Consider the following 12,785-nt stretch of genomic DNA (forward strand, 5'->3'; position numbering starts at 1 on the left):
GACCATGACGATGGACATCGAGACCTCCGTCATCCGTGTCGGGATCGTCGAGGACCAAGACGATATCCGCGAGGGCCTTGCGACCTTGATCGCGGCCGCGCCCGGCTTCGCCTGCGCCGGCGCGTGGCCGGTCATGGAGTCCGCGCTGCCCGAGCTCGAGGCGAAGGAGCCCGACGTCGTGCTCGTCGACCTGGGCCTTCCGGGCATGGGCGGGATCGAGGGAATCCGCCGTCTCAAGGTGTCGCGGCCGACGATCCCGAGCGTCGTCCTGACCGTCTATCAGGATGACGACCGGATCTTCCAGGCCCTGTGCGCCGGCGCGTGCGGCTATCTCCTGAAGAAGACCCCGGCACCGCAGCTCCTCGCCGGCGCGGCAGAGGCGGTGCGCGGCGGCGCCCCCATGTCTCCCGAAATCGCGCGTCGTGTGGTCGGGTTGTTCTCGCGGTTCGAGCCCGCCCGCCACGCCGATTACCGCCTCACACCGCACGAACTGCGCGTGCTGAAGCTCCTCGTCGAGGGGCACTCGTACAAGACGGCCGCGGCGGCGCTCGACGTCTCGGCGGCGACGATCGCCTTCCACCTGCGTCGGGTCTACGAGAAGCTCCAGGTCCACTCGAAGACCGAGGCGGTGTCGAAGGCGCTTCGCGACGGATTGGTGCGCTGATCCGGGCCGATTCCTAACAATCCAGATAGTGGGCACCGGCTCCCCGCGCCGGTATACCGGAGCCCACCATGAGCACACGCTTCGTCAGCCTCATCGCCGCAGTTCTCTGCGCCACGGGTCTCGCGATGGCCACGCCGGAGATCGACACGTTCGTCCTCACGGTCGGTGGCCAGTCGCAGCCGACATTTCCGGATCCGCCGCCGTTCTCGTGCGGCACCTATGGAACGCCGCCGCCGGTCTTCCCATTCTTCGGTGGGTTGGGCGTGTCGATGCCCACGGAGGGTTACGCCGCCTGCGACATCGCCGGCGGGTATCGGACGCGGACCGGCCCCGCCGGGCCGTTGGCCGATGCCACCTCGCTCGACGTCGACTACGACAACTTCGACAACGATCACTCGACCGGATCGGCCGACGCCAAGGCGGACTTCGGCGTGCTGGGAGCGCGAGCGTACGCTCGGCTCCTCGCAACCCCCGGCTATGCCGCACCCATCGTCCAGGGTGCCGAGGCGTACGGAAAGTTCACCGATACGCTGACGATCACGAGCCCGAACGTTGCGAGCGGGGCCTCGGGCTACGTTCGCTTCCACTTCTGGATCGACGGCCACCTGAACTTCACCGGCAACGACGACGTTCGCATGACCGTGCTCTACCAGGCGAGCCCGGGACCGATCTATCCGCTGATGATCACCGGCGGCGCCAACAACAACCCGCAGCCGTACATCAGCTACCCGGCCGGCTTCGGCGGCGCGAGCGGCCCCGGCACCTTCGGCGGCTTCACGCTCGCCGCCGGCTCGTCGAGCGGCGCCGGCGAGTTCGTGACGTTCCTGCTGCCGATCAACTTCGGCACATCATTCGACTTCACCGCGGGGCTCATGGTCTACGTCCTCCCCGGTGCGACGCTCGATGGGTTCGTCGATTTTCTCTCGACGGCGCGTCTCACCGGGATCGAGGTCATGGATGCCGGCATGACGCCGGTCCCAGCCTTCAGCGTGGCGGCGGGATCAGGCACCAACTACGACGCAAACGGTGTGCACTATCCGGTGGATCCGTGTGCACCGATCGTCTCGAGCGGCGCGCCGGTGCCGGCCGGCACCGGCATCGTGACGTCGTTCGCAGAAGGACCCGTGAGCCGCGGCGGGCGCGACGCGTTCATCGCTTCGGGAACTTCAGGCCAAGAGGGCGTCTACGTGCGCGCGACTCCGCCGAACCCGATCAAGGTGGCCGATCTCGCGAGCGCGATCCCCGAAGGTACCGGGACGTTCACGGGATTCGGCAACCTGTCCATGGCGGCGTCGCTCCTGGGATTCATCGGCAGCGGTGCCGGGCAGGAAGGCGTCTACGTCGCCGACCTCAGCGATCTGCAGGTTCCGCCCAACCCCATCGAGGTGGCGGACCTTGCCTACGGCATCCCCGGAGGATCCGGCACCTTCACAGGCTTCGGCGATCTCTCGCTCGCTGGAATTCCGCCGACACCGATCCGGGCGGCGTTTGTCGGCAGCGGCGTGGGGCAGCAGGGCGTCTACCTCGCCGACCTCAGCAATCTACAGATTCCACCCGACCCCATTCGGCTCGTCGATCTCACGACCGCAATTCCGGGAGGGACCGGCGACTTCACGGCGTTCCGCGAGGTCTCCATGACGATATCCCCATCCGCGAGCCACGTGGGCTTCGTCGGAAGCGGAACGTCGCAGGAAGGTTTGTACCTCGCCGATGTCACGGACCTGATGATACCGCCAAGCCCGGTCCGGATCGCAGATGGAACGACACCGGTTCCGGGCGGAAGCGGCGCCTTCACCGGGTTCGGCCATCTGTCGCTCGCGTCACCGCGCGTCGCCTCACCGGCGGCGTGGCCGACACGCATCGCTTTCGTCGGAGCCGCCGCAGGCCAACAGGGCGTCTATCTCTCGGAGGTGAGCAACTCCCTCGTTCCTCCCTCGCCAATCCGGCTCGTCGACCTCAATACGCCGATCCCGGGTGGCACCGGGACTTACACCGGCTTCGACGCGGTGAGTGCCGGTGGAAACGTCACCGCGTTTCGAGGGATGGGAAGCAACGGTCAAGCCGGGATCTATCTCGCGAGCCCGCCGACCAAGGTCATCGCGATCGGCGACACGCTCGAGGGAAAGACGGTCACGGGCGTCACCCTCGGGCGCGAAGGGCTCGACGGCGATCAGCTCGACTTCGGCGCGTCGTTCTCGGACGGATCGCAGGCGATGCTCGTGTACACGGTGCCGTCCTTGCTCGATTCAACAGGAGCCGGCACGGTCGGCGACTCGTTGCGCGTCGACAGGTCCGTCGCGACCCCCGGCAACGTGAAACTGAGCTGGAGCGCGAGCTGCTCGGTGAGCGCGACCGACTATGCGATCTACGAAGGCACGCTCGGTAACTGGTACAGCCACACGATGCGGACATGCACTGACACCGGTGCCGATCTGACGGAAGACCTCGCGCCCGCGGCGGGCAACCGCTACTACCTGATCGTCGCGCTCGGGTCCGACGGCGAAGGCTCCTACGGCACCGACTCGACCGGCGCCGAGCGGCCGATCGGCTCGGGCTCGCGCTGCGAGGCCGTTCAGTCGATCGGGCCGTGTCCGTGAGCTAGGGACAGTCGGGAGGTGGGGCGACCCGCCCATCGGGATCTTGAGCCGCGAGGAACGACTTGATGTCATCGGCCTCCGGATTCCCGGGGTCGACGCGCAAGACGCACCGATAGCTCTCGAGGCCCTTGCTCAACAGGCCGGCGTCGCTTCCGGCGCGTCCGGCCGCCCTTTGTGACTGCCCGAGATTGAGCCACGAGCTCCATGCGTACGGGTGGAGCTCGGCGTTCAGACCGCACACGTCCAGCGCATCGGCATATCGCTTCGCAGCCCGCAGCGCTTGGCAGGGCTCGCGAAGCTCGATCTCGGTGGGTGGTTGCCACCACGCGAGCGCGGCGAACTCCTTTCGGCGTTCGACGACCGTCTGCCTCGCGAGCGGACTGCCTTCCGCCAAGGCGATCAAGGGCACACTTCGCATTTCGTCGCCGCGCAGAATGGGATCGACGGCGGGATCGCGGCCGCTCATGTAGTCCGAGCTGGAGAACGGCGCGGCGACGTCGACGGGGATGAACTCGCGGATGTCGTCCGAAGCGCTCAATTGCCAGCGCAAGGTGGACACATGCAGCCGCAACCCGGTCCGGTCGTAAGTGCGCGTCGTCGCATCGCCGAACTGGTTCAGGGCGCTGCCGGCCGGTTCGCCGACGATCGTCAGCGGAACCTGCCCAAGCAAGGCGTGCACCGCCATCACGCCCGCGCCGAAGGTGCGTCGCCCCGTGAGAATGTAGAGCTCCCGCCAGGGTGGGCTGCCCTGACGCTTGGTAAACTCGCGGGCGATCGCCGGCACGATGCTGCCGTCGCCGCCGAAGTTGTAACGCCAATCGATGATGAGGCGGCGCGGCTTTTGCGCGTCCACCTCCTTCATGATGCTCTCGAGGAACGGCATGAAGCCGTCATCGAGGAGATCCATCCGGGCGTAATACGCGTCCTGACTCGGCAGAGGGCGTGCGCTGAACGGCTTTCGATCGGATAAGTGAGCGGGCGGGGAGGCGCTGATCCATTCCGAATCTGAGCGCGCGGGCGGTCCAAACATTTCGCGTCGAGAGCGCCATGCGAACGTCGCGTCCTCCGAGCCTGTCATCGGATGCAGCGTTTGCCGGACGACGTCCCCCGCTCGCGTCCGGACCGTCACCTCGAGATCGCCGCTCTCGGAAGCGAACCCAAGGCCTCGCATGAGACGAGCGTTGTGGAGCGCGAAGAGGTTTTCGAGGCTGCCGCTCGGGTTGTCGGCGCCCATCAACGTTCGCGCCGCGGCCAGAACCTCGTCGACGGGGTGCCCGCCGATCTCAAGGACCTCAGCACCGGCAAGCTCGGCGACCGAACGCTCCGCGGCGGTCACGAAAAGCCCGTCGGTGAATGAGTAGAAGCGAACGGGATACCAAGAGGCAAAATCGTGCCTCGATGGCTCGAGCTGCGTATGGCCGTCGCCGATGGACGCTACGAGCCGCATGGCGGCAACGACACGTTGTTCTTTGGTGAGCTCCGGTATCCGATCGCGGAAGGCGGCCACACGCCGGTCGAACGCGAGCTTGCCGATCGTCGTGAACGGATCGGGATGGAGCACGCGAATGTCACGCACGATCTCGTCGAGGTCGTGCCGCCAGTCGGTGACGCTCTGCGCTCGGGCGCGTGCGACCGAGGCGCAGCCCAGGAAGACGAGCGCGAGGGTGGTACGACGGACGGACGGCATACATGACCACGAACGCGCGAGCCGACGGAAAGTTGCGTTCAGCGCAGGGCTAGCGAAAACCCTTCATGAGGACGGCATCCTGTGTCTCGTTGCCGTAGGTGAAGATGACGGTCTTCCCGTCCCGGGTGATGCGGAGATCGAAGACCGACCCCGTCAGGAAGTCGGTGAGCGCGGCAGGATCGCGACCGTCGGACCCGACGGACCAGAGATTCGCCACGTCCCCCATGCGGCGGACGAGCAGGATCGTCTTTCCGTCCGGCGCCCAGGCGTAGTCCTGGATCTGACCGTCGGTGAGCTTGGTGATCGGCTGCGCGGCCCCTCCGGAGAGCGGCTTGAGAGACAGATTCGGCGCGCCCGCATCCGCGAGGAACGAGATCGCCTTGCCGTCGGGAGTCCACTTGAAGTTCGACGAGTTGGGAGGGAGGGTGATCTTCGCCGAAGGCTCTCCTCCACCCGCCGGAATGACGAGGAGGGTGCGGTCGGAGCGCCCTTCGATCTCGGGCGGTCTGAGATACGCAATCCTCGTGTGGTCGGGGGAGAATCCGACGACTTGATCCGAGTCACCGGCGAGCTTGCGAGCCTCGCCGCCCTGGGTCGGCACGGACCAGATGTCGCGCAGGCTGTCCACCTTGATGAAAAGGATCGTCGAGCCGTCGCCCGAGATGTCCTGGATCCATTCGCCGGCGCCTGACGCGATGCGACGGAGGTTCCCGCCGTCGGCATCTGCCCGGGCCATGTGGGCGACGTGGTCGTCGCCGTACGTCGCCGCCACGAATCCGCCATCGGGCAGGCTGCGCACTTCGGGGTCATCGGTTCCCGAGGTGAGCTGGCGGAGCCGCTCGCCGTCCGACCCGATCGAGTAGACGTGGGATTGGTGCTCCGCGGTCGCGGAGAAGAGGATCGTCTCGTTCCCGGCGGGGCTGAAACGGCTGACCGAGCTGTCGCTGCTCGTGTTGAACGTGATCTGTCGGGGGCGGACTTTCCCGGCGAGCGGCAGGGTCCAGAGGTTCGCGACCCTGGATTGGCGGACGCACGCGAGGACAACGCCGTCCCGGGACGTGCTCACGCCGTAATAGCTGCTGGTGTCGTTCGTGATCCTCCGGCTCTCGCCCCCGGGATACGCGACGTCCCAGATCAGGCCGTACTCCGATGCGCCGTACTTCAAGGCGCCGAGGATGAGACCGCTGCCATCCGGCCGCCACACCAGCGAGTTGACCTCCCAGCCGGTCGTTCCGAGGCGCTCCTCCTTGCCGTCGTCCACGCCGACGACGACCAGCTGGGCGTGGATCCCGTTGGCCGGGGTGTGCACCGCCGTGGCGATCGACTTGCCGTCCGGCGACCAGGCTGGATCTCCCTCGAAGCTGAAAGGCAGCTTGACGTTCTGGAGCGTCTTCTCGTCGCCCCCGGCGAGGTCGTGGAGAACGAGGGATTGCTCCCCGGTCGAAGGGTTGCCCCTGACGAAGCAGATCCTCTTGGCGTCGGGGGAGAACCCAATTCCCGAGAAGATCTGGGTCGTGATCTTCTTCGGTGCGCCGCCCAGCGCGGGCACCTGATACAGCGTGGCGCCCTCGGCTTGCGAAGTGACGTCGACATACCAGACGTGCTCGCCGCTGGGCGAGAAGGCGGCGACGAACACGGTCGGCCGCTCGGAGGTCAGGATCTTGATCTCGCTGCCGGTCGAGACCTGTCGAACGATGAGGGCCGACCCGCCGCCGGCGCCGCTGACGTAGGCGAGGTAGCGGCCGTCGGGAGAGAGGGCGACGGAAGAAACGCCCCCGCGGCTCGGCACGCTCGTGACTGCCAGCGCGGGGGGCGCGGCGGCGGCGCCCGTCGCCACGCCGTGCCGCGCCCGCATCCCGTAGAGCACTCCCGCGATCCCGAGGACGCCGATGAGCGCGACGGCGGCAACGCCGGCGATCCACGCGCGCGACGTCCCGCGAGGCGGAGACGGAAGCGCCGCGACGACTCCCGTGCTCTGAGAGGAGCCCGAGCTCCCCGATGCGGAGAGCGTCTCGAACTCGTCGGCGATCTCGCGGAGGTCCAGCGCGACGTCCTTCATGGACTGCATCCGCTGGTCGGGACTCTTCGCGAGGCACTTCCGGATCAGGCGCCGCAGCTCCGCCGGCGCCGCCGGGTTGAGCTCTTCGACCGGCTTGGGCTTGTCGTGCAGGATCTTGTGCATCGTCTCGACCACGGAGTCGGCGTTGAACGCACGGCTGCGCGTCGTGGCCTCGTAGACGATGCAGCCGAAGGAGAAGACATCCGATCGCGGATCCACGATCTTGCCGAGGGTCTGCTCCGGGGACATGTACCCCGCGGTCCCGATGGCGACCCCGCCCTGGGTGTGGTCCCCGTCGTGGGTCGGCGCGGTCGAGAGGGCCGGGTCGGCGGCCTGCGTTTCCGTGAGCTTGGCCAGGCCGAAGTCCAGGACCTTCGCGAACCCGTCGTCCGAGACCATGATGTTGCCGGGCTTGAGGTCGCGGTGAACGATCCCCACAGCGTGCGCCTTCGCGATCCCCTCGGCGGCCTGCGCGAGATAGCCGAGTAGCGTGCGTAGGTCGGTCCGCTCGTCGTAGATCTTCGCCGCGAGCGTCTTCCCGGCGACCACCTCCATGGAGATGTACTGAAGCGGTCCCGACGAAATCCCAGCTCCGCCGGCGGACGAGCGGACCTCGGCCTCGCCGATCTCGTAGATCGTGACGATGTTGGGGTGATTGAGGGACGACGCGGACTTCGCTTCCTGGACGAAGCGGCGCACCCGCTCTTGGCTGCGCACCAGCTCGGGCGGGAGGATCTTGAGCGCGACCTGTCTTCCCAACGTGCCGTCCTGGGCGAGGTACACCTCGCCCATTCCGCCCGCCCCGAGCGGGGCGACGATCCGGTAGTGGGCGATCTGGTCCTCGGGCTGGAGCGTGCGCGCCGCCACCGTCTCTCCCTGTTTCTTGTTCCCCGCTGCAACGGGAACCGTTGCAAAGCGCGGGAGAGCTTACCCCGATTCGTCTTGCGGCCGCTCGCGGATCGGCTCGACGTCGAGCACGCGACCCCCGTGGCGGATCGTCTCCGGTGGGGCCCGGCGCCGCGTGGCGAGAAAGACCGCCAACGTCCACGAGGGCACGAGGTCGAGGCCCGGCACGAGCTCAGCGGCGAACGTGGGAAGAAATGTCCAGTGCCATCCGACGAGCGACGTGAGGACGACGGCCATCAAAACGTCGAGCGTGAGGTCGAAGACCGACAGACCACCCTCGAGGAACAGCGGAGCTAGACCGATCTGGATGACGTCGGCCGCCACGGCGAGTCCGCGCGCGATCCAGATGCGACGAGCGCTCATCCCGCGAGGGTAGGCTCGGTCGGTCGAGTGGTCAAAGCCTTCGCCCAAGCGCGTGAGCCGAAATCACCCTGCGATTTCGCGAGCAACGCGCGCGCGCTGCGAGGCCGTTCAGTCGATCGGGCCGTGTCCCTGAGCGGGGGCGTGCTATAAGCGCGCTACGTGCGACCCCGTTCCGTCTGGCCTGCCTCGACATGGATCGCGCTCATTGCAGGCGCCGCGCTCTGGGCTGTTCCCGCCCTCGGCGATGCCGCGAGCGTCCCGGATCCGGTGTGCGCGTATCGCGTGCTGCACTCGTTCGGAAAACCCGGCCCAGGCTCGCTCCCACGCGCGACGCTGCTCCGGGGATCCGACGGCGCGCTCTACGGCACGGCGCAGCACGGGGGCAGCAACGACTTCGGCACCGTCTTCAGGATCAACCCCGACGGCTCCGGGTTCAGAGTGCTCGTTCACTTCGACCGAGCGACGAGCGGCGCCTATCCATGGGCAGGAGTGATCCAGGGAACTGACGGCGCGCTCTACGGCACCACGCCGGAAGGCGGTGCGCACGGCCTGGGCACTGTGTTCAGGGTCAAAATCGACGGCACTGCATTGACGGTCCTCGAGAGTTTTTCCGGCGCCGAGACGGGGAGCCATCCGTACGGGACGGTGCTCCAGGGCGCCGACGGTGCGTTGTACGGGACGACGTCCGATGGAGGAGCCAACGGGACCGGCACCGTCTACAAGATGAACCGTGACGGCACCGGCTTCACCGTGCTGATGAGCTTCGCCGATGCGACGACCGGCTCCTATTCCTACGCCGAGCTCATCCAGGGTCCCGACGGCGCCCTCTACGGAACCGCCAGCTCCGGCGGAGCCGCCGGTTGGGGAACCGTCTTCAGGCTTCGGACCGATGGCGCAGGCTTCGCTGTCCTGAAACACTTTGCGGGGGGTGCGGGCGGCGCCTCGCCCTGGGGCGCGGTCATCCGTGCGTCCAACGGCGTGCTGTATGGGACAACGAGCTATGGGGGAGCGTTCGACAACGGAGCGATCTATCGCCTAAACTCGGATGGAAGTGGGTTCGGCATTCTGAATAGCTTTCAATACGCGGCGACCGGCCAGTTTCCCGCGACGGCACTCATCGAGGGCGCCGGCGGGTTTCTTTATGGAACGACGTCGTACGGCGGCGGCTTGAGCGCCTACGGCACCGCCTTCAAGATCGGCCTTGATGGAGCTCTCTTCACGACCCTGACCACGTTTCAATATCAAGCCACGTCCGACAACCTTTCGGATCGGACAGGTGGCGTCATCCTCGGCGGCGATGCGATGCTGTACGGCACGACACCGGGGGACTCGGAGACCGGCGCGGGGCGCATCTACCGGCTCAACGTTGACGGATCGGGGTTCGAGCTCATCTTCAGCAATTTCTCTTTGTATCCCGACATGACCGAGGGCGGTGGCGAGCCAGGCCCTGGAGTGATCGAAGGCCACGACGGGTGGCTCTATGGTGTCGCCTACGCGGGCGGTCTTTTCGACAGCGGCACGGTTTTCAAAGTTCGCACGGACGGCACCGGTTTCACCGTGCTCAAGGATCTGTACCCGACGACGGGGTCGCATCCGTCGGGGGCATTGGTGCAGGCCGCCGACGGAACGCTCTTCGGCACGACGTTGGTCGGCGGGAACCCCGGTGACGGCACCATCTTCAGGCTCGAGACCGACGGGAGCGGATTTTCCGTCGTGAATACATTTCGGCGAGTAACGACCGGCGCGTACCCGACGGGGTTGACGATCGCCTCGGACGGCCGCTTGTACGGCACGACCCGGGAAGGCGGCAGCTCCAATTCCGGCATTGTCTTTCGGGCCAACATCGACGGTACCGGGCTTAGCGTGCTGAAACAGCTCGGCGGGACGAGCGGCGGGAGGCCACTAGCCCCTGTCGTGCAAGGCTTGGACGGCTCCCTTTACGGGACCACGACGAACGGGTCGAACGTGGCCGGCACCATGTTCACCCTTCACACCGACGGCTCGGGATTTGCGACGTTGCTCGACCGCGGTTCCGACAAAAGATTAGCGCAAGCACCGGACGGGATGTTCTACGCCACGATCGACGCTGGTTACCAAAATTCTGGTTACATCTACCGCGTGCGTCCCGATGGCAGCGGCTATTCCGTCCTCCATACGTTCCCCGTCGCTGGAGAGGGCATCAACCCGGCAGGGATCATGCTCGCCGCCGATGGCAGGCTGTACGGGACAACGATGGGTGGTGGGTTCGATGACGCGGGAACCCTCTACGGCTTGAACATCGACGGCAGCGGTTTCTCCTCGCTCGTTGAGTTCGAGCGAGTTCTTCAAGGCCAGTTGCCAGAGTCCCCGTTGATTCAAGGTACGGACGGTGTGCTGTACGGCACGACGGCCCGCGGTGGAAGCGCCGGCGGCGGCACCGTCTTCCGCTACGACCCGTTCGTCAACCACACTCCGCCGGTGGCGCGCTGCAAGAATGTCACCGTCGCTTCGACCTCCGCCTGCACGGCCGACGTGTCGATCGACGATGGGTCGTTCGATCCGGATGCGGGAGATCGCATCACGATGTCGCAGGAGCCGGCGGGGCCGTACCCGGTCGGCGACACGCTCGTCACCCTTTCGGTCACCGATCGTGGTTGCGCCACGACGACCTGCACCGCCACGGTGACGGTCCTCGCGGGGACGCCGTGTGACGACGGCAACGCCTGCACGACGGCCGATCATTGCGATGAGACGGGATGCATCGGCGGGCCACCGTTGAATTGCGACGACGGCGATTGCTGCACGATCGATGGTTGCGATCCGGCTTCGGGGTGCACGCATGCGCCCTACACAGTGCCGCCGGCGATCGTCGTTCAGCCCGATCTCGACGGCGGAGGCGGAAGCTGCCCCGCGCTCTGGCCGCCGAACCATCGATATGTCGACTTCGGCGTCGCCGACACGGGAATCGAGGCGACGTCCGCTTGCGGCGGAGTCACGTACGCGTTCGAGAGCTGCGACTCGAGCCAGGCCGAAGACCAGCCCGGTGGTGCGGACGGCATCACCCTGCGTGATTGTGTCTACGAGAACGAGGCCTTGCACCTCCGCGCGGAACGCGACGGCACCTGCAGTCCGAAGGGTCGCCGCTACACGATGACGATGATCGCTACGGACGCGTGCGGCAACTCCGTCACCTCTTCGCCGTTCACCGTCTGCGTCTGGCACGACAAACGGAATGGGCCCGATGGATCGGGAGGCAACGTCTACGCCCCGACACCTGGCACCGGCGACACGCGACCGGGGACGAACGGCACCTACGGCGCCGCGTGCGGCTTGGGATGCGGCCTCGTCTGCGGCGAAGAGGGGCAAGTCCACGATAGCTCGGACGATGACCGGCCGAGCTTGACGCTGACTCCGCTCGCGAGCGGCGGCGTCCGCCTCGACTGGGCGCTTCCTGCGCCCGGCGATCCGTACCCCCCGAACGCGAGCTATGAGATCTGGCGTCGTGTCCGTGGCGAGACGCGGTTCGAAAAGCTCGCCGAGCTTCCGCACAGCGTCAACACGTACACCGACCTCGGGGTCATCGACGGCATCGACTACGAATGGTCGGTGAACGCGCTGTACTGAGAATCCCTCACTTCTCGCGCACCGGCTCGAACGCCACGCGCGTCAGGGCGTGCACCCCGGAATCTGCTGGCACGTCGGGCACTTGTTGCAGCTCCCGCCACCGAGCTGGTAGCAAGGGGGGCACGCGATCGCGCGGCAGTTCTTGCACGCCCCGGCCTCCGGCGTCGGCAGCACGAGAGCGAGCGTCCCGAGCGCGATCACGAACATCAGGAATGTCCCGAACCGCTTCTTCATATCGTCCTCCCGTGGTCTAGGGCGTGCAGCCCGGAATCGGCAGACACGACGGACACTTGAAGCAGCTTCCCCCGCCGAGGTGCGTGCACGGCGGGCAACGCGGGACGATGCAGTGCAGGCACGCGTTCGCGTCTTGAACAGGTGCGAGGAGCGCGATCGTTCCGAGCGCCATCGCGACGATGAATCCCGTTCCCAAGAGCTTCTTGCGCATGGTCATCCTCCGTTCCGTTCAGCTCTGCTTGCCAAGACTGCCCAGGCCGCCGCGCACGAAGTTGAGCGCTTCGCCCAGCAGTGAGTGCTCGTTCTGAGGCACGCTTCCGTTCGGGGTGAGCTTGTCGATCACCGCCGGAAGCGCCGTCGCGAGGAACGACGCGGCCATGGAGGGCGTGATCCCGAGGTTCCCTGCGATCTCCTCGATCTTTCCCTGGCCGATCGCCGACTGCACCTGACCGGGCGTCGCGGGAGGATTCGGTCCGGTGCTGATCCAGCCGTTGACCAAGTTGCCGAGACCTTGCTGCTCGAACTTTTGCGCGATCCCGGAGATCCCGCCGGAGGACTGGAGCAATCCCATCACGGCGCCGACCGCGTTGGAGTTCAGGAGGCCGGGGCTCGTGCCGGTGGACGCGTTCTGTTGCAGGTGCGCGGTCAATTCATCCAGTAGTCCCATGTCGA

The 12,785-nt window shown here is 66.7% G+C and carries 10 protein-coding genes; 4 read left to right on the top strand and 6 right to left on the bottom strand.

Annotation, left to right across the window (positions count from 1 at the left end; translation table 11 throughout):
• Positions 1–10: 10 nt before the first annotated feature.
• Complete coding sequence (locus tag VFV19_16605) at positions 11–664, top strand: response regulator transcription factor (protein ID HEX4825923.1); 654 nt, start codon at positions 11–13, stop codon at positions 662–664.
• Positions 665–732: 68 nt separating this feature from the next.
• Entirely contained in the window at positions 733–3,261 is a 2,529-nt protein-coding gene (locus VFV19_16610; GenBank protein ID HEX4825924.1) for a hypothetical protein, read from the top strand.
• Between the two features lies 1 nt (position 3,262).
• Here VFV19_16610 and VFV19_16615 read toward each other — a convergent pair whose 3' ends face one another.
• On the bottom strand, positions 3,263–4,597 hold the full coding sequence (locus tag VFV19_16615; GenBank protein ID HEX4825925.1) for a hypothetical protein: 1,335 nt from the start codon (positions 4,595–4,597) through the stop codon (positions 3,263–3,265).
• 78 nt (positions 4,598–4,675) lie between these two features.
• Between VFV19_16615 and VFV19_16620 the strand changes: the two genes are divergently transcribed.
• Positions 4,676–4,954, top strand: a complete 279-nt coding sequence (locus tag VFV19_16620) for a hypothetical protein (GenBank protein HEX4825926.1) — start codon at positions 4,676–4,678, stop codon at positions 4,952–4,954.
• A 43-nt stretch (positions 4,955–4,997) separates the two neighbouring features.
• Here VFV19_16620 and VFV19_16625 read toward each other — a convergent pair whose 3' ends face one another.
• Together VFV19_16625 and VFV19_16630 are read right to left on the bottom strand one after the other, a co-directional pair.
• A complete protein-coding gene (locus tag VFV19_16625) occupies positions 4,998–7,874 on the bottom strand; it encodes a protein kinase (protein HEX4825927.1) in 2,877 nt (958 codons plus the stop codon).
• Between the two features lie 60 nt (positions 7,875–7,934).
• Positions 7,935–8,276 carry a hypothetical protein gene (locus VFV19_16630; protein ID HEX4825928.1) on the bottom strand — a complete coding sequence of 114 codons (342 nt, stop codon included), beginning with the start codon at positions 8,274–8,276 and terminating at the stop codon, positions 7,935–7,937.
• 159 nt (positions 8,277–8,435) lie between these two features.
• Between VFV19_16630 and VFV19_16635 the strand changes: the two genes are divergently transcribed.
• Entirely contained in the window at positions 8,436–11,879 is a 3,444-nt protein-coding gene (locus tag VFV19_16635) for a choice-of-anchor tandem repeat GloVer-containing protein (GenBank protein HEX4825929.1), read from the top strand.
• A gap of 42 nt (positions 11,880–11,921) precedes the next feature.
• Here the strand turns inward: VFV19_16635 and VFV19_16640 are convergent, their stop codons facing one another.
• Genes VFV19_16640 through VFV19_16650 form a run of 3 tightly spaced genes read right to left on the bottom strand, consistent with a single transcriptional unit; the run spans position 11,922 to position 12,780 of the window.
• Positions 11,922–12,113 (bottom strand): hypothetical protein, encoded by a 192-nt coding sequence (locus VFV19_16640; GenBank protein HEX4825930.1) that lies wholly within the window; start codon positions 12,111–12,113, stop codon positions 11,922–11,924.
• A gap of 16 nt (positions 12,114–12,129) precedes the next feature.
• The gene (locus tag VFV19_16645; GenBank protein ID HEX4825931.1) at positions 12,130–12,324 is read right to left on the bottom strand and encodes a hypothetical protein; all 195 of its coding nucleotides are present in this window, start codon (positions 12,322–12,324) and stop codon (positions 12,130–12,132) included.
• An 18-nt stretch (positions 12,325–12,342) separates the two neighbouring features.
• Entirely contained in the window at positions 12,343–12,780 is a 438-nt protein-coding gene (locus VFV19_16650) for a YidB family protein (protein HEX4825932.1), read from the bottom strand.
• Positions 12,781–12,785 lie beyond the last annotated feature (5 nt).

It is taken from the genome of Candidatus Polarisedimenticolaceae bacterium, from assembly GCA_036275915.1.
Lineage (GTDB): Bacteria > Acidobacteriota > Polarisedimenticolia > Polarisedimenticolales > DASRJG01 > DASRJG01.

Coding starts and splice junctions, on each gene's coding strand:
- VFV19_16605 (HEX4825923.1), top strand. CDS start 11: ATGGACATCGAGACCTCCGTCATCCGTGTCGGGATCGTCGAGGACCAA.
- VFV19_16610 (HEX4825924.1), top strand. CDS start 733: ATGAGCACACGCTTCGTCAGCCTCATCGCCGCAGTTCTCTGCGCCACG.
- VFV19_16620 (HEX4825926.1), top strand. CDS start 4,676: ATGGCCGTCGCCGATGGACGCTACGAGCCGCATGGCGGCAACGACACG.
- VFV19_16630 (HEX4825928.1), bottom strand. CDS start 8,276: ATGAGCGCTCGTCGCATCTGGATCGCGCGCGGACTCGCCGTGGCGGCC.
- VFV19_16640 (HEX4825930.1), bottom strand. CDS start 12,113: ATGAAGAAGCGGTTCGGGACATTCCTGATGTTCGTGATCGCGCTCGGG.
- VFV19_16645 (HEX4825931.1), bottom strand. CDS start 12,324: ATGCGCAAGAAGCTCTTGGGAACGGGATTCATCGTCGCGATGGCGCTC.
- VFV19_16650 (HEX4825932.1), bottom strand. CDS start 12,780: ATGGGACTACTGGATGAATTGACCGCGCACCTGCAACAGAACGCGTCC.